Annotated in this window: 21 protein-coding genes; 14 read left to right on the forward strand and 7 right to left on the reverse strand. The window is 33.6% G+C overall.

All coding sequences use genetic code 11. The features are described from left to right. Positions 1–26: 26 nt before the first annotated feature. The 3 genes from ASE21_RS11020 to smpB all read right to left on the reverse strand — a co-directional run bounded on the left by ASE21_RS11020 (position 27) and on the right by smpB (position 2,284). Positions 27–1,025: a helix-turn-helix domain-containing protein gene (locus tag ASE21_RS11020; RefSeq protein WP_057122722.1), complete on the reverse strand. Its 999-nt coding sequence runs from the start codon at positions 1,023–1,025 to the stop codon at positions 27–29. Positions 1,026–1,111: 86 nt separating this feature from the next. Then, complete coding sequence (locus tag ASE21_RS11025; RefSeq protein ID WP_057122724.1) at positions 1,112–1,753, reverse strand: hypothetical protein; 642 nt, start codon at positions 1,751–1,753, stop codon at positions 1,112–1,114. A 75-nt stretch (positions 1,754–1,828) separates the two neighbouring features. After that, positions 1,829–2,284 (reverse strand): SsrA-binding protein SmpB, encoded by a 456-nt coding sequence (smpB, locus tag ASE21_RS11030; RefSeq protein WP_057122726.1) that lies wholly within the window; start codon positions 2,282–2,284, stop codon positions 1,829–1,831. Positions 2,285–2,423: 139 nt separating this feature from the next. On the opposite strand from smpB, the gene ASE21_RS11035 reads away from it, so the two are divergent. Both ASE21_RS11035 and ASE21_RS11040 read left to right on the forward strand, forming a co-directional pair. After that, positions 2,424–3,059, forward strand: coding sequence for an outer membrane beta-barrel protein (locus ASE21_RS11035; protein ID WP_057122727.1), 636 nt, complete (start codon positions 2,424–2,426; stop codon positions 3,057–3,059). 92 nt (positions 3,060–3,151) lie between these two features. After that, positions 3,152–3,376 (forward strand): VF530 family DNA-binding protein, encoded by a 225-nt coding sequence (locus ASE21_RS11040; RefSeq protein ID WP_057122728.1) that lies wholly within the window; start codon positions 3,152–3,154, stop codon positions 3,374–3,376. A 2-nt stretch (positions 3,377–3,378) separates the two neighbouring features. Here the strand turns inward: ASE21_RS11040 and ASE21_RS11045 are convergent, their stop codons facing one another. From ASE21_RS11045 to ASE21_RS11055, 3 genes are all read right to left on the reverse strand, one after another. Next, positions 3,379–3,936 (reverse strand): DUF3575 domain-containing protein, encoded by a 558-nt coding sequence (locus tag ASE21_RS11045; RefSeq protein WP_057123175.1) that lies wholly within the window; start codon positions 3,934–3,936, stop codon positions 3,379–3,381. 102 nt (positions 3,937–4,038) lie between these two features. Then, the gene (locus ASE21_RS11050; RefSeq protein ID WP_057122729.1) at positions 4,039–4,587 is read right to left on the reverse strand and encodes a GNAT family N-acetyltransferase; all 549 of its coding nucleotides are present in this window, start codon (positions 4,585–4,587) and stop codon (positions 4,039–4,041) included. A 7-nt stretch (positions 4,588–4,594) separates the two neighbouring features. Further along, the gene (locus tag ASE21_RS11055; protein ID WP_057122730.1) at positions 4,595–5,446 is read right to left on the reverse strand and encodes an aldose 1-epimerase family protein; all 852 of its coding nucleotides are present in this window, start codon (positions 5,444–5,446) and stop codon (positions 4,595–4,597) included. Positions 5,447–5,633: 187 nt separating this feature from the next. On the opposite strand from ASE21_RS11055, the gene ASE21_RS11060 reads away from it, so the two are divergent. Continuing rightward, the gene (locus tag ASE21_RS11060; protein ID WP_057122731.1) at positions 5,634–7,904 is read left to right on the forward strand and encodes a M1 family metallopeptidase; all 2,271 of its coding nucleotides are present in this window, start codon (positions 5,634–5,636) and stop codon (positions 7,902–7,904) included. 171 nt (positions 7,905–8,075) lie between these two features. Here the strand turns inward: ASE21_RS11060 and ASE21_RS22115 are convergent, their stop codons facing one another. Next, a complete protein-coding gene (locus ASE21_RS22115) occupies positions 8,076–8,273 on the reverse strand; it encodes a hypothetical protein (protein ID WP_057122732.1) in 198 nt (65 codons plus the stop codon). A 195-nt stretch (positions 8,274–8,468) separates the two neighbouring features. Here ASE21_RS22115 and ASE21_RS11070 point away from each other — a divergent pair, with 195 nt between their 5' ends. The 11 genes from ASE21_RS11070 (at position 8,469) to argH (ending at position 20,093) form a co-directional block, all read left to right on the forward strand. Beyond that, positions 8,469–9,116, forward strand: a complete 648-nt coding sequence (locus tag ASE21_RS11070) for a GNAT family N-acetyltransferase (protein WP_057122733.1) — start codon at positions 8,469–8,471, stop codon at positions 9,114–9,116. 52 nt (positions 9,117–9,168) lie between these two features. Continuing rightward, the gene (locus ASE21_RS11075) at positions 9,169–10,362 is read left to right on the forward strand and encodes an argininosuccinate synthase (protein WP_057122734.1); all 1,194 of its coding nucleotides are present in this window, start codon (positions 9,169–9,171) and stop codon (positions 10,360–10,362) included. Next, positions 10,355–11,332 carry an N-acetyl-gamma-glutamyl-phosphate reductase gene (argC, locus tag ASE21_RS11080; RefSeq protein ID WP_057122735.1) on the forward strand — a complete coding sequence of 326 codons (978 nt, stop codon included), beginning with the start codon at positions 10,355–10,357 and terminating at the stop codon, positions 11,330–11,332. The genes ASE21_RS11075 and argC overlap by 8 nt, the downstream gene beginning before the upstream one ends. A gap of 156 nt (positions 11,333–11,488) precedes the next feature. Continuing rightward, positions 11,489–12,628, forward strand: a complete 1,140-nt coding sequence (locus ASE21_RS11085) for an aspartate aminotransferase family protein (RefSeq protein WP_057123176.1) — start codon at positions 11,489–11,491, stop codon at positions 12,626–12,628. Between the two features lie 85 nt (positions 12,629–12,713). After that, positions 12,714–13,907 (forward strand): glutamate-5-semialdehyde dehydrogenase, encoded by a 1,194-nt coding sequence (locus ASE21_RS11090; protein WP_057122736.1) that lies wholly within the window; start codon positions 12,714–12,716, stop codon positions 13,905–13,907. A gap of 88 nt (positions 13,908–13,995) precedes the next feature. Then, positions 13,996–14,757, forward strand: coding sequence for a glutamate 5-kinase (gene proB / locus ASE21_RS11095; RefSeq protein ID WP_057122737.1), 762 nt, complete (start codon positions 13,996–13,998; stop codon positions 14,755–14,757). Position 14,758: 1 nt separating this feature from the next. Then, positions 14,759–15,451 carry a hypothetical protein gene (locus ASE21_RS11100; protein WP_128414690.1) on the forward strand — a complete coding sequence of 231 codons (693 nt, stop codon included), beginning with the start codon at positions 14,759–14,761 and terminating at the stop codon, positions 15,449–15,451. A gap of 33 nt (positions 15,452–15,484) precedes the next feature. Then, entirely contained in the window at positions 15,485–16,432 is a 948-nt protein-coding gene (locus tag ASE21_RS11105) for an N-acetylornithine carbamoyltransferase (protein ID WP_057122739.1), read from the forward strand. Between the two features lie 89 nt (positions 16,433–16,521). After that, the gene (gene argB, locus ASE21_RS11110) at positions 16,522–17,295 is read left to right on the forward strand and encodes an acetylglutamate kinase (RefSeq protein ID WP_057122740.1); all 774 of its coding nucleotides are present in this window, start codon (positions 16,522–16,524) and stop codon (positions 17,293–17,295) included. A gap of 206 nt (positions 17,296–17,501) precedes the next feature. Continuing rightward, complete coding sequence (locus ASE21_RS11115) at positions 17,502–18,572, forward strand: M20 family metallo-hydrolase (protein ID WP_057122741.1); 1,071 nt, start codon at positions 17,502–17,504, stop codon at positions 18,570–18,572. 240 nt (positions 18,573–18,812) lie between these two features. Further along, the gene (gene argH / locus ASE21_RS11120; RefSeq protein WP_057122742.1) at positions 18,813–20,093 is read left to right on the forward strand and encodes an argininosuccinate lyase; all 1,281 of its coding nucleotides are present in this window, start codon (positions 18,813–18,815) and stop codon (positions 20,091–20,093) included. Positions 20,094–20,179 lie beyond the last annotated feature (86 nt).

The following is a 20,179-nucleotide window of genomic DNA, read 5'->3' on the forward strand; positions in this document are numbered from 1 at the left end:
AAAGCCCGGTTTTAAGCCTGGCTTTTTTATTTTTCGATTAATGCTATTGCTCGTTTTAAATTTTCTTTTTCTATTCTTACGATGTAATTAATAAAAATTGATTTATCATTCAGAATTTGACTTTCTTTCAAAATAGAAAAATATTCATTTTGATTTTCCTCTATTGAAGTGAATGTATAATTATATTGAACTAAAATCCAATTTAATATCAAATTCGCCATTTGAAGATTTCCATTATAAAAAGGATTAATTTCAAGTATTTTTAAATGTGCTTCAGATGCTAGGATTATGGGATGCAGATTGTTTTTCTGTGATTCATACCAATTAAAAAATAAATTCATTTCACGTATAGTTAACGAATCATTTTTATATTTTCCTGAATTTTCAGATTCAATTCCTTTCAAGATTATATTATGAATTAATAGAAAATCTTTTTCATTTACGGCTGTTTTCTTTTGACTTAAATCTTTAATGTATAATAATGCTTCCTGAAAATTAATAGCCTCAAGATGATTTTGAATGCTTTTGCCTTGAATAGTTAAACCATCATTTATAATAGATTTAGTTTCTTCTAATGTCAAAGGATTTCCATTTAAGCGAATGCTTTTAAAGATGAATTCTAATTCTAATGTTTTTGAAATTTGACGTGATTCAAAATGATTAAAAGATTGGATCTTACTTTTTAATATTTCAATTTCGTCCAAAATGGGCTTAATAGATGATGCTATTATAGAATTGATTTCTTTTTTATTGTTTTGAATCTCTTGTTCCGCTAGAAGTAATGCTTTCAAAGCAAATTCATCATCGCCAATTTCATAAAGAATCTTCTCTTTAAGCCACGCCACGATTAAAGTTTCATAATCAATTTCTAAAAGCTGAGACAATTTTGTAATCTGATCTTTTGTTGGTTTTCGGGTACCCGATTCAAATTTGCTTATTAAAGCCTGATCAATTCCGGCAAGTTGTGCCAGTTCTCTTGTTTTTAAACCTTTTAGTTCTCTGGCATTTTTTAGAAGCGATTTCATTTTGATGAAAAATTAAGTCTTGACAAAATTAGTCAATTCATTTAAAAAAGAAAAAGCAATATTTAAGGAATATTGCTTTTGGAATTTTATTTTGGAGGCAGGGAACCGTCTTTTCTCATTTCTTTCACAACAGCCTGCATGATCGCGTCGACTGTTTGTCCTACATCTGTTACATAATCAGATCTTGTAGTTCCTGTCCAGATTAATTTATTTTCTTTTAATGAAAAAACGTTGGTTTCAACCATGTAATAGGTCGTTTCCTGATAATATCCCGGATCGTAAAACGCAGGCGAATACATTCCGTACCAGTTTCCAAAACCGTAACCGTACATTCCGGAATATAATCCGTCAAAACCGCCATAATAGAGACCTGTATACGATCCCGGAACGTATGTGGTTTCTTTTTCAGTACTTACTAAACGCATTGTAACAACGCCGTCAAAATTTTCGTCTTGCAGGATTTTTAATTTTTGCTCTTGTGTAAGCTGTTTGGTAGTTTCGTTTAAGTACTGATAGGAAGTTTTAAAAACAGGGTTACTGGCAGCAATCCTGTTTTCTGCGATTCTTCGGGAAGCTTCGTCTTTAACAAGAACCACTACTAGTACTTTTTTGAAGTTTTCCTGAGCAACTGTTATTTTGGGATCTCTCCAGCTGTTTACAATAGTAGTGTTGCTGCTGCAGCCGGAAAGTGCCAGAATTACAATCAATATAACCAGATATTTTTTCATGTTTTATACTTATTGGTTTTATAAAAATAAATATAAAATTTTGATAAACAATGGTTTAGATTGGTTAAATTGAATTTAGTTGAAGGCTTTTTTAATTCTGTCCAAGTCGCGTTTTGTATCTTGTTCTTTTAATGATTCACGCTTGTCGTAGTTTTTCTTTCCTTTACAAAGACCGATCTGCAGTTTTGCCAAACCTTTTTCATTGGTAAACAATTTAAGCGGAACAATAGTAAGACCTTTGGCCTGAACACTTTTATGAAGTGTTTTTAATTCTTTTTTATTTAAAAGCAATTTTCGCTCACTTCGTGATTTGTGATTAAATTGATTTCCAAACGAATATTCTTCTATATAAGTATTAATAGCAAAAAGTTCCAAACCGCTAAATTCGCAAAAGCTTTCTGTAATGTTTGCTTTTCCTAATCGTATGGATTTTATTTCGGTTCCTGCCAAAACAATTCCGGCAGTATAGGTATCGATTATTTCATAATCAAACCGGGCTCTTTTATTAAGTATATTGACTGATTTTAACATGTGTACAAAAGTAAGAAAATTGCAGGAAATTAAAATGCTTAAATATAATTAAAGATTTTTTTTAATCTATGATTTTAATCAGCTCCTTTAAAAATGCTTCAGTTTAAGTTTGTTCTGTAATTTAAAAAACATACTTAACATGAAAAAAATTGTAACATTCGTTAGTATTGTACTAATTGGTTTAACTGCTAAAGCTCAGGATGCAGCAGGGCTAAAGGGAGCCTGGTTCGCGACTTCTCAATTTGGCTATCAGCAGACTAAAAATGCAGATCAAAAAAATACAAGTTTATCTGTTCTTCCAATCGTTGGTACTTTTGTAACGCCATCTGTTGCTGTTGGGGCAGGAGTTGGTTTTATTAATATAAAAGCAGATTCAAATGCCGGAACAGCTGCCAAAACAAATTTATTTGTTATTGAGCCATTAGCCAGAAAATATTGGAATGTAGCCGGATCATTGTACTTTTTTGGACAGGCAGCGCTGCCGGTTATTACAGGAAAAGAAAAAGAAAGCGAGTTAAAAGTTAATCAGTTTGGTTTATCAGTATCTGGAGGTTTCGATTATTTTGTAACAAAAAACTTCTCAGTTGAGTTCTCTTACGATTTGGCGAATTTTACTTCAACAACTCTTGAGCCTAAAAATGGAGAAAAAACAACCGTAACAAATTTTGGATTGGCACATGTTGCAAATGTAGATCCTTTTTATAACACAGCTCTTGCAGGAAGTAACCCAAATTTAACTTCTCCGCTTTCTTTTGGTTTTAAATTCATATTCTAAATTTTAATGCATTGTTTTAGGTCAATTCATTAATTTTGCAAAAAAGACCGTTCTCTTTTTAAGAACGGTCTTTTGTATTTAAAATATATAAAATGGAAAATAAATCTAAAGACCCGCTTCACGGAATAACGCTTCAGAAAATTGTTGAAACTCTGGTAGATTTTTACGGGTTTGACACTTTAGGAGAATTAATTCCGATAAAATGTTTCACTTCAAACCCAAGTGTAAAATCGAGTCTTACTTTTTTAAGAAAAACCGATTGGGCGCGAAAAAAAGTTGAGGATTTATATATAAAATCACTTCCTAAATTCAGCTGAATTTAGTTTAATTTGTATGAAATCATTACACCACCGCGATATGGAAGCCATTCACCGCTTTTATTCCAATGAACTGCTGTTTCGTATCTGCCCGGTGTTCCGTCATTATAATAGCCGTGATAAAAGCCCTGATGCCATCCGCCTCCTGCAAAAATATCCAGCAAAAATTTATCGTTTAATTTAATGTTGTATCCTACGGTAACTCCTAAACGGTAACCAAAACCATGTTCATATTTATTAGTGTCCCAATAATTCCATTTTTGAAGCTGATAAAAGTCAGGACCTGCATGGGCACCAACATAAAAACCGTTGTATTTTTCTTTGAAATGATAACGAACTTCCGGCGTAAAAGTGTAAAACTCCATTGGATTATTTCCGTTAAAGGATTTCCAAAAAGAAGCCATTACATCAAAGCTAAAAGTAGTTTTTTCGCCAATACTGGTTTCTATACCCACATTTGGAATTGCAACTAAAGCCGTAGCTCCGTTAAATTTAATGAATGTCTGACTTTGTAACTGGATAGAAAAAAAAAGAACAATAAAGGCGAATAAATTTTTCATGGTATTTTTTTGTGTCGCGGGCGTAATTTGTTTTCGGCCACAAATATAACGCAATAGCGCACGTACTATTGCAGAAATTGATGTTTTTTGCAAGAATTCTTTTTAATTGTTTAGTAAAGAATAAATTACTTTATCTAGAAATTTTCCTTCATAAAGTTCTGATTCTTTAAAATGAGCTTCTTTTACAAATCCGCATTTTTGAAGCACTTTTTCAGATGCATAGTTTTCAGGATCAATTACAGCTTCAATAGAATGTAATTTTAAATCTTCAAAACCATATTGTATTAACCGGTTTACGGCTTCAGGGATAATACCTTTTCCATGAAAATTAGGAGACAGCATATAACCAATCTCAGCACGATGATTTTCCGGCTGCATTCTGTAATAACCAATTATGCCCAATAATTTTGGGTTTTCTTTTAAAGTAATTGCCCAGTTGATTCCAATATTAGATTCGATTTTTTCCTCAATCATGGCAATATGTTCCAGGGCATCTTCATTATTTTTAACTAATGGCCTTGGAATATATTTCATTGTTTCAGGATTTGAACGCAATTCAAAAATTTCATTTACATCATCATTTGTAATTCTTCTTAAAAGTAAACGCTCAGTTTCGATTACCGGAAATGGGTGAAAGTTAAATTCTAACATTTTTTATTTATAAGATTTTAATACTAAATTGAGAATGAAATGTCTGATCTGCTTCCAAAACAATTATTCCTTCTTTTTTAAATAAATCGCCTGAATTATCTGCCGTATCAGAATAACCAAACCATGGTTCAATACAAACAAAAGGCGCCTGATCTTTTGTCCAGATTCCTAAACTTGGAAAATCTTCAAAATCAACCTGAACATACGGTTTTGAATTTTCAAGAATCGTTAGTGAATTTGATTCTAGCGTTTTAAAAACCAATGCATCATTTTCGAAAAGTTTATAATGTAACGGAACAATATTTCCTGTTGTTTTTAAAGTCTCTGTTTTATTGGATATTAAATCATTTTCAAGAAGATTATATTGTAAAGGTTCTTCTTTTTCAAACTTAAAAGCGTAGTTTTCAAAATTCTGCGGAAGCGCAATTGCCGGATGCGCACCAATCGAAAAAGGCATTTTTGTTTCTCCTTTATTTATTACGACATATTCTATATTTAATGAAGTATTTTCAATCGTATAAATAAGCTGTAATTCAAATTCAAAAGGATATTTTTTTAGCGTTTCTTCATTTGATTCTAAAGAGAAAACAGCGCTGTTTCCTGTTTTTTCAATCAGCTGAAATTCCATATCTCTTGCAAAACCATGTCTTGAAAGCTGGTATTCAGTACTGCCAATTTTATAAGTATTGTTTTTTAAAGTTCCCACAATCGGAAAAAGAACAGGGGAGTGTTTTCCCCAAAAATCAGGATTTCCTTCCCAGATATATTCTTTGTTTTGTTCGTCTTTTAGTGAAAATAATTCAGCTCCTGCATTTTTAATCGAAGCTTTAAGTCTTGAATTTGATATAGTTGTGTTCAAAATAGTGTAATTGTAAGGAATTAATCTTAAATCTTGATGTAAATATATTTTATAAATTTTATTTTTTTAGGAAAATGCTTCGAATTATTTTTTTAATAAATTTTTGCTAAAATTAAATTTATCCTTTTGGTTTTCTCTGTAAATAGCTTTTTTTTTCATTAATTTGCTACATAAACAGCTAAAAAATATGAAAAAACAATCTTCAAAAGCCTTATTGACTATGGCTTTGTTTGTTGGGTTTTCTTCTGTTTGGGCACAGCAAACGCCTTCAGCAACAGCGGCAAATCCAGTAAATAATTATAATTATCATGATGCATTCGCACCGCATTTTTACACAAAAAACGGTACTTCTACCCGTACTGCAAGCGGTCAGCCGGGTGTCGAATATTGGCAGAACAGAGCCGATTATCAGATAACGGCAAAGTTAAACGGAACTACAAATGAAATCGTAGGAACGGATGAAATTACCTATACGAATAATAGTCCTGATAAATTATCATTTGTCTGGCTGAATTTAGATCAGAACTTATTTAAGGACGATTCAAGAGGAAATGCTGTTGTGCCTTTAACGGGAAGCCGTAACGGAGCTCAGGGTCAGGTTTTTGACGGAGGAAATAAAATAAAATCAGTAAAAGTAATTTCTGTTGGAAAAAAGAAAACAGAAGTTGATGCTAAATATATTGTAACAGATACCAGAATGCAGATTTTCCTTCCCGAAGAATTATCGGCAAAAGGGGCTTCTGTAAAAATTAAAATTGAATTTTCATTCATAGCACCATTTGAAGGTTCAGACAGAATGGGAGTTTTAGAAACTAAAAACGGAAAGATTTTCACTATTGCACAATGGTATCCGCGTATGTGTGTGTACGATGACGTAAGAGGCTGGAATACGGCACCTTATCTGGGAGCATCTGAGTTTTATTTAGAATATGGAGACTTTGATGTAAAACTTACAGTTCCCGGCAATCATTATGTTGTAGGTTCAGGAGAATTAATTAACGGAGCTGAAGTTCTTTCTGCAGAACAGCAAAAAAGATACAAAGAAGCTTCTCAAAGTGATAAAACAGTTATGATTCGTTCTGCCGAAGAAGTTGCTGCAACAGCAAACAGTAACGCTTCTGCAGAAAAAACATGGCATTATAAAATAAAAAATGCACGTGATTTTTCATGGGCATCTTCTCCGGCGTTTATTTTAGACGGGGCAAGAATAAATTTACCAAGCGGTAAAAAATCTCTGGCATTGTCTGCTTATCCTGTAGAAAGTGCCGGAAATGATGCTTACGGACGTTCAACAGAATATGTAAAATCATCTATCGAAAATTATTCTAAAAGATGGTTTGAATATCCTTATCCGGCAGCGACAAACGTAGCCGGAAATGAAGGTGGAATGGAATATCCGGGAATTGTTTTCTGCGGATGGAAATCTAAAGGAGATGATTTATGGGGAGTAACAGATCATGAATTCGGACACATCTGGTTCCCAATGATTGTTGGTTCGAATGAGCGTTATTTTGCCTGGATGGATGAAGGTTTTAATACTTTTATTAATTCAGTAAGCTCTTATGATTTTAATAATGGAGAGTACAAACAACCGGCTTCTAATTTACATGAAGACGCAGAATATTTTACCAGCCCAAAATTAGAAACAATAATGAGTTCTCCTGATAATATGAAGGAAGCTAATATTGGTGTTTTATGTTATGCAAAACCAAGTGCAGGTTTGGTTATTTTGAGAGAACAGGTTTTAGGAGAAGAGCGTTTTGATAAAGCACTGCGTACTTATGTGGAGCGATGGGCTTATAAACATCCAACTCCGGATGATTTCTTTAGAACAATCGAAAATGTTGCCGGTGAAGATTTAAGCTGGTTCTGGAGAAGCTGGTTTGTAAATAACTGGAGATTTGACCAGGGAATAAACTGGATTAAATATGTAAAAAATGATCCGGCAAAAGGGGTTATAATAAATGTTGAGAACTTTGATAAAATGCCAATGCCAATTGTTTTAGATGTAAAAACAAAAAGCGGAAAGGTAACCAGAGTTAAACTGCCGGTTGAAATCTGGCAGCGTAATAATGAATGGTCTTTTAAACATAATTCTACAGAAGAAATAGAAAGCATTACATTAGACCCGGACAATGCTTTTCCTGATTATAACGAAAGTAATAATGTATGGACTGCGGGAAAGGGAAAGGTTGAAAAAGACATTATCCTTGACGGATATGTTGGAAATTATGTTACGGCAAAATCACCTTTGACAGTTGAATTAACGGAAAAGAATAGTGTTTTAAACGCAGAACTTCCGAATTATCCAAAATTTAGTTTAACTCCTGTTGCAGGTGAAAAAGATACATTTGAATCTAAAAGAGCAGGATTAAAATTTAAATTTAATGAAGCCAAAACAGGTTTTGATATGATTCTAACTGGAAATGCACAAGTAATACAATTTACTAAGAAGTAATAATTTTTAGAATTATAAATAATATTAAAAACCCGATAGCTGTAGTAGTTATCGGGTTTTTTTATTTCAAGTTTCAAGTTTCAGGTTTCAGGTTTGACATATAAGTTTAGATATAAAAAAACTCAGAATCTCAGTAACTTAGAGTCTCAGCATCTTTTAAAAAAAATAACATTACATTAAAAAAATGTTAGAATTTTGATTTTTTGTTTTGTAAATTAAAAAATAGTGTACTTTTGCACCGATGAATAAAACAAGTTTACATATAACTTCTTTGTCACGGACAAACTCACCGATTACTTCTCCCGAAGTACGGACACTATCTCTATAGTATCCACTGAGTTTTATAGCCGTATATTTATTCATATCCATTTTTCATTTTGAAATCACATCATTTGTCCATTGGACAAACATATCCTGAAAGTATTTATTATTTTGTAAATTTTCTTAATCAATGTTTTGATTTCGAAGATGTTACTTCTGTTTTGCTTCATTTTATTGGATTTGGTTCCGGATTTCAAACTAAACAACAAGCTTTAATTTTTAACTCTAACTTCAATTATTGAAATGAAGATCTCTATTGTTGTTACCCAGGAAGAACACTTCAAATTCGCACAGGAAATCTGCGATACGATAGAATCATCTGCCTTGTTAAGAGGTACGGGGATTGCTAAAAGAACTCCTGAGTACATTCAGAAAAAAATGTCGAATGGTGATGCAATGATTGCTCTGGCAGACGGGAAATTTGCTGGTTTTTGTTATATCGAAAGCTGGCAGCACGGAAAATTCGTGGCACATTCGGGATTAATTGTACATCCTGACTATAGAAGTTTAGGTTTGGCAAAAAAGATAAAATCAAAAGTTTTTGAGTATTCCTTAAAAAGATTCCCAGATGCAAAAATATTCGGAATTACAACCGGTTTGGCTGTAATGAAAATTAACTCAGAGTTAGGTTATAAACCGGTTCCGTTTTCAGAACTTACAACAGATCCGAGTTTTTGGGCAGGCTGTAAAACCTGTACTAACTTTCCAATTTTGCAGAGTAAAGAAAACAAAATGTGTCTTTGCACCGGAATGTTATACGACCCAAAGGAAAAACAAAAAAATCCGCCGAGACACCCTTTTAATGAGGCTGTTTTAAGCAGACTTAAAAAAATTAAACAAGCTTTATTCCTAAATAAAATATTGTCATTTATTTTTTTATTTAAAATTTAACCAAGAAATCTCAAACTGCTAAATACGAAAGTATTAGCCAAAATTATAAAAAATGAAAAAAGTAGTATTAGCTTATAGCGGAGGATTAGATACCTCGTATTGTTTGAAATATTTAAAAAACGAAAAAGGATACGAAGTTCACACTGTACTTGTAGATACAGGAGGATTTTCTGCTGAAGAATTAACAGCTATTGAAACAAGAGCTTACGAATTAGGAAGCGCGCAGCATGCCAACCTGACAATCGTAGACAAATATTATGATAAAGCCATAAAATATTTGATTTTCGGAAATGTATTAAAAAACAATACCTATCCGCTATCAGTAAGTGCAGAACGTGTTTTTCAGGCGATTGAAGCTATCAAATATGCTAAAAAAGTAGGAGCAAGCGCGATCGCACACGGAAGTACTGGTGCAGGAAACGATCAGATTCGTTTTGATTTGATTTTCCAAACCATCGCTCCTGAAATCGAAATCATTACTCCAATTAGAGATTTGAAACTTTCCAGACAGGAAGAGGTAGATTATCTGGCCCAAAACGGAGTTCATTATTCGTGGGAAAAAGCACAATATTCTATCAATAAAGGACTTTGGGGAACAAGTGTCGGAGGAAAAGAAACGCTAACTTCTTCAAAACCATTACCAAGTGAAGCTTATCCTTCGCAATTGCAAAAAGAAGGCGAAGAAAAAGTAACGCTTCATTTTGAAAAAGGAGAATTAGTTGGTTTAAACGGAAAAACAGATAAGCCTTCAAACAATATTGTTGCTTTAGAAAAATTAGCAAACGCTTACGCAATTGGTAGAGATATTCACGTAGGTGATACCATTATTGGAATCAAAGGAAGAGTTGGTTTTGAAGCCGCTGCGCCTTTAATTATCATCAAAGCGCACCATTTATTAGAGAAACATACGCTTGGTAAATGGCAGCAATATTGGAAAGAACAACTAGGAAACTGGTACGGAATGTTATTTCACGAAGGTCAATTCCTTGATCCGGTTATGAGAAACATCGAAATTTTCCTGCAAGACACACAAAAAACAGTAAACGGAACGGTTACAGTTTCTTTAAAGCCATATCATTTCTCACTTGACGGAATTGAATCTGATAATGATTTAATGAACACAGGTTTCGGTCAATACGGAGAAATGAACAACGCCTGGACATCCGACGATGCAAAAGGATTTATTAAGATTTTAGGCAATGCACAAAACATCTTTTCATCTGTAAATAAATTAGATCATGATTAATGTCGGAATTATTGGTGGTTCGGGCTACACGGCCGGAGAACTTATCAGAATTTTAATGTATCACCCAAAAGTAAACATCGATTTTGTTTACAGTACAACAAATGCCGGAAAACCGCTTTCTGTGGCACACCACGATTTGATGGGTGATATCGAAATGAACTTTACGGATGTAATTAATCCTGACGTAAATGTGGTATTCTTGTGTTTAGGGCACGGAAAATCAATTTCATTTTTGAAAGAAAATCAATTCGCAGGTCATACCAAAATCATTGATTTAGGAAATGATTTCAGATTGAACAAAGATGCGCATTTTGAAGGAAAAGATTTTGTTTACGGCTTGCCTGAGATCAATAAAGCCGAAATTAAAAAAACAGATTATATCGCAAATCCGGGTTGTTTCGCAACGGCTATTCAGTTGGCTTTATTGCCTTTAGCAAAAGACGGATTGTTGAATAATGATGTTCATATTAATGCGACAACTGGAAGCACAGGCGCTGGAGTCGGACTTTCAGAAACGTCACATTTCAGCTGGAGAAACAATAATTTTTCGCATTATAAAGCTTTTGAACACCAGCATATAGGAGAAATAACAGAAAGTCTGGTGCAGCTTCAGGACGATTTTGAGAGCGAATTGCTTTTTATTCCGAACAGAGGAGATTTTCCAAGAGGAATTTTTGCAACACTTTACACGAAATCAGACGATAGTTTAGAAACTTTAGTGGCAAAATACGAAGACTTCTATAAAAATGAGCCTTTTGTAACAGTTACAACGACAAACATCAACATGAAACAAGTCGTACAAACCAACAAATGTATTATTAGTTTATTGAAAAAAGGAAACCGGGTTTTAATCACATCAATTATAGATAACTTAACCAAAGGTGCTTCAGGACAAGCGATTCAGAACATGAATTTAATGTTCGGGTTAGAAGAAACCACAGGTTTGCATTTGAAACCAAGCGGATTTTAATTTTTAGTTTTCAAGTTTAAAGTTTCAGGTTTCACGTTCTGTACGTGACTTGAAATGGAGGTTAGAAACATAACGAGTTTTAAGGTTTAAAGTTTTAATTTCCACGTTAAGTGAGCAACTTGAAACATGAAACCTGAAACAAAACAAACAAAAAGCATGAACTTATTCAACGTTTACCCATTATACGACATCACTCCGGTAAAAGCATCAGATTGTACAATCATTGACGACAAAGGGGTAGAATATTTAGATTTATACAGCGGACATGGAGTAATTTCCATCGGACATACACAGCCGGATTATGTGGCTAAATTGAAAAACCAAATCGATAACTTAGGATTTTACTCGAATGCGATTCAGAATCCTTTGCAGGTTGAATTGGCACAAAAACTTGGAAAACTTTCAGGTTTAGAAGATTATGAATTATTTTTATGCAGTTCTGGTGCTGAAGCAAATGAAAATGCTTTAAAACTAGCTTCTTTCCATAACGGAAAATCGAGAGTTGTGGCTTTTCATAATTCTTTCCACGGAAGAACTTCTGCAGCAGTTGCCGTTACGGATAACAAAAAAATTGTAGCGCCAATAAACGCTCAACAGGAAGTTACTTTTCTTCCTCTAAATCAAATTGAGTTAGTAGAAGCTGAATTGGCAAAAGGTGATGTTTCTGCTGTAATTATCGAAGGAATTCAGGGAGTTGGAGGTTTAGATCAGGGAACAACTGAGTTTTTTCAGGCTTTAGAAAAAGCATGTAAAAAACACGATGTGGTTCTGATTTTAGATGAAGTACAATCAGGATACGGAAGAAGTGGTAAATTCTTCGCCTTCCAACATCACGGAATCAATGCTGATATTATCTCAGTTGCAAAAGGAATGGGGAATGGATTTCCGGTTGGAGCGATTTTGATTTCTCCAAAATTCGAAGCAAGTTTCGGATTATTAGGAACTACTTTCGGCGGAAGCCATTTATCTTGTGCAGCTTCAATCGCGGTTTTGGATGTAATTGAAAAACTTGATTTACAGAAAAATGTAAATGAAGTTTACGAATATTTCTTAGAAAAAATCAAAGAGGTTTCGGGAATCAAACAAGTAAAAGGAAAAGGATTAATGCTTGGAGTGGAGTTTGATTTTGACGTTGCTGCTTTAAGAAAGAAATTAATTATCGAAAAACACATTTTTACAGGAAGTGCCAACAATAAAAATCTATTGAGAATTTTACCGCCTTTAACTGTGAAAAAAGCTGATATTGATACGTTTGTAAAAGCGTTGAAAGAAAGTTTAGAAGAACTTAAAAACTAAGTTTCTTATAACTGTTCATTCGTTTAATCGTTTAACTGGTTAATCGATTAAACGAATTAACGATTAACCAATTAAACCAAAAAAAATGAAACCATTATCAATTGAAATGCGAAATGCGGTTTTGCGGACTATGGCAAAGCTGGTCGAGCAGGAGCGGAATCAGATCATTTTGACCAATCAGGAAGATCTTACGGATTATGACGGCTCAGATCTTGCGATGGAAGAACGCCTGAAAGTAGATGATAAGAAAGTTGACGAAATGATTTTGTCATTAAATCAGTTAGCATCTCAGGAGGATCCAGTTGGAGTAGAGCGTTTTCATTTTACACATGATAATGGAATCAAAGTCATCAATAAAACCGCAGCTTTCGGAACCATTTTAATTATTTACGAATCGCGTCCGGATGTAACAATTGAGGCTGGCGGAATTGCTTTTAAATCCGGAAATAAGATTTTGTTGAAAGGCGGAAAAGAAGCTTTAAAATCAAATCTGAAAATTGTTGATTTATGGCATCAGGCTTTAGAACAAAATAATGTTTCGAAAGATTGGGTTGAATATCTGAATTATAACCGTACTGAAACTCAGGCATTTTTAGAAAAACCAACGCAAAAAGTCGATTTAATTGTTCCAAGAGGAGGAGAAAAATTAATCGAATTTGTAAAAGCACACGCAACCTGTCCGGTAATTGTAAGCGGAAGAGGAAATAATTTTGTTTACGTTCACGAAAATGCAGATACCGATTTGGCTTTAAAGGTGATTTTAAATGCCAAAACAGCAAAAATTTCAGCATGTAATGCAGTCGATAAAGTTTTAATTGATTCCAGACTTCCCAATTTTGAAGGTTTTACAGCCATTTTAATTGAAGCATTAAAAGAGCATAATGTTGAAGTAATAGTAGATAAATCTTTAGAGAATTTTGAAGATACAGAAACGCTTCAAAATGAAGATATTTGGTACGAAGAGTTTTTACATTATAAAATAGTAATCGGAACAATTGATTCTCAGCAAAATGCAATTGATAAAATTAATAAATACTGCGGCGGACATTCGGCAGTAATTATTACAAAAGACAATAAAGCAGCGCAGGAATTTATGGAATCCATTGATGCAGCTGCGGTGTATCAAAATGCTTCTTCAAGATTCACAGACGGCGGACAATTTGGCTTAGGCGGCGAATTAGCTATAAGCACTGATAAACTTCACCAAAGAGGTCCAATCGGATTACAGCATTTGGTAACCAATAAATGGTACGTTTATGGAGAAGGGCAAATTCGGTAATTGAGATAATGTGAAAATTAGGTATCAGATAATTCTAAAAAAAAAACTTAGAATCTCAGCATCTTAGAACCTTAGCATCTAAAAAAAAATGACTAAAAAAAGGATTTTATTAAAAATTGGAAGTAATACTTTAACCAAAGAAACCAATCATATTTCGCGGGGAAAGATTGAAGATCTTGGAATACAGATTGCGGCTTTAAACGACGAGTATGAGTTTATCATAGTGAGTTCCGGAGCAATTGCGGCGGCAAAGCAATTTGTAAAATTGGATAATCAGGATAAAGATGTTTTTGTAAAGCAGGCTTTAGCTTCTATCGGACAGCCTCATTTAATGCGGATTTACAATGAAAATTTTAAAGATTTAGGCTTAAATACTTCACAATGTTTACTTTCTTATTCTGATTTTGAAAAAGAGCAGACCAAAAAGAACATTGTAAATACGATTAATGTATTGGTTAAAAACAATTACATTCCGATTATTAATGAAAATGATACCGTGGCGACAGATGAGATTCGGTTTGGAGATAATGATAAATTGGCAGCACTAACGGCGGTTCTTTTAAATGTTGATATTCTGATAATTGCAACCAATACAAACGGAATTTACACAAAAGAATCAATTCATGATGAAAATCCGGAGACAATAAAATTAGTTGAAGATTTAAAATTATTAGAAAAAGAAATCGGAGATTCAAAATCCTCACACGGAACAGGAGGAATGCAGTCAAAAATTGAAGCCGCGGCTATCGCTAAAGCTGCCAATATAGAAACCTGGATCGTCAATGGATTAAATGATAATTTTATTTTAAATGCATTAGAAGATAAAATTGCATTTACTAAGATTATTTAATGTGAAAATTAAAGTTTATATATTCATATTATTGATTTTATCTTTCAAATCTAATGCACAAATAGAAGGGAAATTTCGACATCAAATATGTAAAGTTGGGCCAAACTGTTTTGGGTATCGATTTTATAAAAATGGTTTTTTTGAGTTTCATTATAGCCAAGATGTTTTAGGAAGAGGGATAATAAAGGGAAAATACCTAAAAGTTAGTGATACTCTTAAGTTGATTCCAGATAAAGTTTATTTTTCAAAACCCACAACTGTTTTAGAAACTTATGGTAAAGATCTTAGCTCAATTAAAATTTCAATTGTTTGGCAGCGAACTTTTAAAATCGGAGAAATTGAAGAAGACATAAAAACAAAATGGTATGTTTCAATAAATGATGGTGAATATACTGAAACAGATGAAGAAGGAATATTGATTGTACCTAAAACAGAAATAAAAAAAATAAAAATTAAGGATTTATTTAGAAGTAATGACGACAGTGGACTTGTTCAAGATAGTTTTCTTCTAAATACTGATAAAAATAATATCGAAATTTTTGTTTCTGAAAGTGATGTTGTTGATAAGAATCCAATGACGAGTTGGATGACAAAGAAATTATTAATAAGAGGAAGAAAATTATATCCAATTACTTTTGAAGCAGAAGAAGCTTACTTAGGAAAGAAAAAAACGTATTACAAAAGGATTGATTAAAAAACAAAATCAATAAAAAGCAAAGAAAAACAAATGAACTACATCTCAATAAAAGAAATCAACTCATTATCAAAATGGGTAAAACAAGCGATAAAAATTAAAAAAAATCCGCTTAAAAATCAAAGCTTAGGAAAAAATAAAACTTTGGGAATGTTATTCTTCAATCCAAGTTTAAGAACGCGTTTGAGCACACAAAAAGCGGCAATGAATTTAGGAATGAACGTTATGGTAATGAATTTTACCAACGAAGGCTGGACTCTGGAATTTGAAGACGGAGCAGTTATGAATTCTGGCGCTTCAGAACATATTAAAGAAGCGGCAGAAGTGGTTTCGCAATATTGTGATATCATCGCGATTCGAGCTTTTGCAGGATTAGAAGACAAAGAAAAAGATTATCAGGAAACTGTTATTTCAGGATTTTTGAAATATGCTACAGTGCCAATTGTTAATATGGAAAGTGCTGTGCGTCATCCGCTTCAATCTTTAGCAGATGCCATTACAATGGAAGAATTCAAAACAAAACACAAACCAAAAGTAGTTTTATCCTGGGCACCACATCCAAAAGCGTTGCCGCAGGCGGTGGCGAATTCATTTGTAGAAATGATGCATATGCAAAAAGATATGGACTTTGTAATCACACATCCTAAAGGTTATGAGTTAAGTCCGGAAATTACAAAAGACTGTAAAATTGAATACGATCAAAACAAAGCTTTTGAAAATGCGGATTTCGTATACGTTAAAAACTGGAGTAATTTCAACGATTACGGAAAAGTAACCAATTCAGATCCAAACTGGACAGTTACAGCAGAAAAAATGGCATTAACCAACAACGGAAAATTCATGCACTGTCTTCCGGTTCGTCGTAACGTAATTGTAAGTGACGAAGTTCTGGATAGCGAAAATTCAATCGTAATTGAGCAGGCCAATAACAGAACCTATTCTGCACAATTAGTTTTACAGAAGATTTTGAAGAAAATTTAAAAAGCTTCTAAGTTTCTAAGATACTAAGCTGCTAAGTATCTCTGAATCTAAAAACTTAGCAGCTTAGAATCTTAGTATCTTAGCAACTTATGAAAGTTACCGTAATAAAAATAGGTGGAAACATCATCGACAATCCCGCAGAATTAGAGCAATTTTTAACTGATTTTTCTAAAATTGAAGGATACAAAGTTTTAGTTCACGGCGGTGGAAAATCGGCTACAAAAATGGCGCAAAGTATTGGTCTGGTTCCGCAAATGATTGACGGACGCCGAATTACAGATGCTCCAATGCTGGATGTGGTGGTAATGATTTATGCCGGACAAATTAACAAACATATTGTGGCGCAATTGCAGGCAAAAGACAATAATGCTATTGGTTTTTCTGGTGCAGACGGAAATTTAATTCAGTCCACAAAAAGAAACCACCCAACAATTGATTATGGGTTTGTAGGCGATGTAAAACAAGTTAATACCAAATTATTAGCTGCATTGCTAGAAACAGGAATTGTTCCTGTTTTTTGTGCAATTACACACGACAAAAACGGCCAATTATTAAATACAAATGCTGATACTATTGCAAGTGAATTAGCAATTGCTTTATCAGAATTTTTTGATGTAACGCTGACATATTGTTTTGAAAAACAAGGAGTTTTACAGGATTCAGAAGACGATTCATCTGTAATAACTGAAATAAATGAGGTTTTATACACAAAGCTAAAAGAAGAAAAAGTTATCCATTCCGGAATGATTCCGAAACTGGATAATTGCTTTAATAGTTTGTCACGCGGTGTGCAGAAAATTAAAATTGGGCATCACAAAATGCTTCAAAATTCAGATGTTCCGCATACAACCATTATGTTATAAAAGTGGTGCCAAGAATTACACGAATTCCCATTAGTTTTTTATTTAATGGATTTTAATTTGTGAAAAATTTGTGTAATTCGTGGCAAAAAAATACAACCGCGCAGTGCTTTTAAGATTAAATTTTAGAAATTTGCGCAAATTAAAAATGTCACAGATTTAATTAAAGCTTTGTGACTTCGTGCCCTCGCGGCAAAGAAAACATAACTATGAAAAATATTGCAACGCTTACTCAGGAAGCAATTAATTTATTGAAAAATCTTATTGAAACCCCTTCATTTTCAAGTGAAGAAGATCAAACGGCTCTTTTAATAGAAAATTGGTTCAGACAGAATGAGATTCCTTTTAAAAGAGAAAATAATAATGTGTGGGCTTTCAATAAATATTTCGACGAAAAAAAACCGACACTTTTATTAAATTCCCATCACGATACAGTACGCCCCAATCAAGCTTATACCAACGATCCATTTAAGGCAATCGAAAAAGACGGCAAATTATTTGGTTTAGGAAGTAATGATGCCGGCGGATGTCTGGTATCACTTCTAGCGGCATTTGTACATTTTTACGAAAATCAAAACCTTTCTCATAATATTGTAATTGTGGCTTCTGCCGAAGAAGAAAGCAGCGGAAAAAATGGTTTAAACAGCGTTTTACAGCATTTACCGGAATTAGATTGTGCAATAGTTGGCGAGCCGACATTAATGCAATTAGCAGTTGCAGAAAAAGGTCTTTTAGTTTTGGATGTAAAAGTAAAAGGAACTGCAAGCCACGCCGCACACCAAAATGATGATAATGCTTTATACAAATCAATTCCGGTAATGGAATGGTTTAAAAACTATAAATTCGATAAAATCTCAGACGTTTTAGGTCCTGTAAAAATGACCGTGACGCAGATCAACGCAGGAAAACAGCACAATGTTGTGCCGTCAGAATGTGATTTGGTAGTTGATATTCGGGTAACAGATTGTTATACCAATACCGAAATTCTTGAAGTCGTAAAAGCAAATATAAATGCAGAAGTAACACCAAGATCAATGCATTTAAATTCGTCATCAATTCCGGTTGAACATGGTTTGGTACAAGCTGGAATTGCTTTAGGAAGAATAACTTACGGTTCACCAACCCTTTCAGATCAATCGGTTTTGAGCTGTCAGTCTTTAAAATTAGGACCAGGAGAAACGCTGCGTTCACATTCAGCAGACGAATTTATTTTTGTAAATGAAATTGAGGAAGGAATCGACCTGTATATCAAAATACTAACCGATTTCTTTAAATTATAATATTTTTTAGGAGCTAATCCCGCTATCCGTTTCAATCTTTTCCTGGCTAAAGAAGCCAGAAAAAGGATTTCCACTACTATCGGGGCTAGAAACACCACTAGTATAAACAACGACATTAGATGTAAATTAGAAAATGACTTCAAAGAATAGGACTTAAGAAAATAATCTAAGCAGTCCAAAAATCTAATAAGTCTAAAAATCTAATAAGTCTAAAATCTAAGAAGTCTAAAAATCTAAGTTATGAAACTTTGGGAAAAAGGAATACCAACAGATAAACAAATCGAACAATTCACTGTTGGAAATGATCGTGAACTGGATTTAGTTTTAGCAAAATACGATGCTTTAGGTTCAATTGCCCACGCCAAAATGCTGGGACAAATTGGATTATTAACTGCAGAAGAAACTACATCTTTGGTTGATGCGTTAAACGAAATTATTGCGGATATTGTAGTTGGAAATTTCGAAATTGAAGACAGTTTTGAAGATGTACATTCTAAAATCGAATATCTTCTAACAGCAAAATTGGGCGATGCAGGAAAAAAAATCCACACGGCACGTTCCCGTAACGATCAGGTTTTAGTAGATGTTCATTTATACCTTAAAGACGAATTAAAAGCAATTAAAGAACAGGTAAAAACACTTTTTGATTTGTTGATGGAATCGGCAGAGAAACATCAAAATGTCTTGCTGCCGGGTTATACACATTTGCAAATTGCGATGCCATCTTCATTCGGAATGTGGTTTTCTGCTTACGCTGAAAGTCTGATAGATGATATTACAATGCTAAATGCAGCTTCAAAAATTGTAGATCAGAATCCGTTAGGCTCTGCTGCGGGTTACGGAAGTTCATTCCCAATTAACAGAACATTTACAACACAGGAATTAGGTTTTGAAACCTTAAAATATAATGCCGTTGCCGCACAAATGAGCCGCGGAAAAGCAGAAAAAACAGTTGCTTTTGCCATGACAAGTGTGGCGGGAACATTATCAAAATTTGCGATGGATGTTTGTTTGTATATGAGCCAGAATTTTGACTTTATCGGTCTTCCGGCACATCTTACAACAGGTTCGAGCATTATGCCTCACAAGAAAAATCCGGATGTTTTTGAATTAATCAGAGGAAAATGCAATAAGATTCAGGCGCTTCCTTACGAAATCACTTTAATTACCAATAATCTTCCAAGCGGATATCACAGAGATTTGCAATTGTTAAAAGAAGGTTTATTTCCGGCCATTCAAAACCTGAAAGCTTGTCTGGACATTGCAATATTTTCTATAAAAGATATCACGGTAAAAGATCATATTTTAGAAGATAAAAAATACGATTATTTGTTTACTGTAGACACCTTAAACGAAATGGTAGTAGAAGGAATGCCTTTTAGAGATGCTTATAAAGCTGTTGCAGAGCAATTAGAAGCCGGAACATATAAGTCTCCAAAAGAAACAAAACATACACACGAAGGCAGTATTAATAATTTATGTCTCGATGCTATAAAAAATAAAATGAAAGCAGCTTTTTAAAGTTTATATTAAGATCGATCCTAAGCCGCAAAGCTTCTAAGTTTTTCTATTAAAACTTAGAAGCTTTTTGTTTACTTAAAATAACT

Source organism: Flavobacterium sp. Root901, assembly GCF_001429765.1.
In the GTDB taxonomy this organism is placed as follows: domain Bacteria; phylum Bacteroidota; class Bacteroidia; order Flavobacteriales; family Flavobacteriaceae; genus Flavobacterium.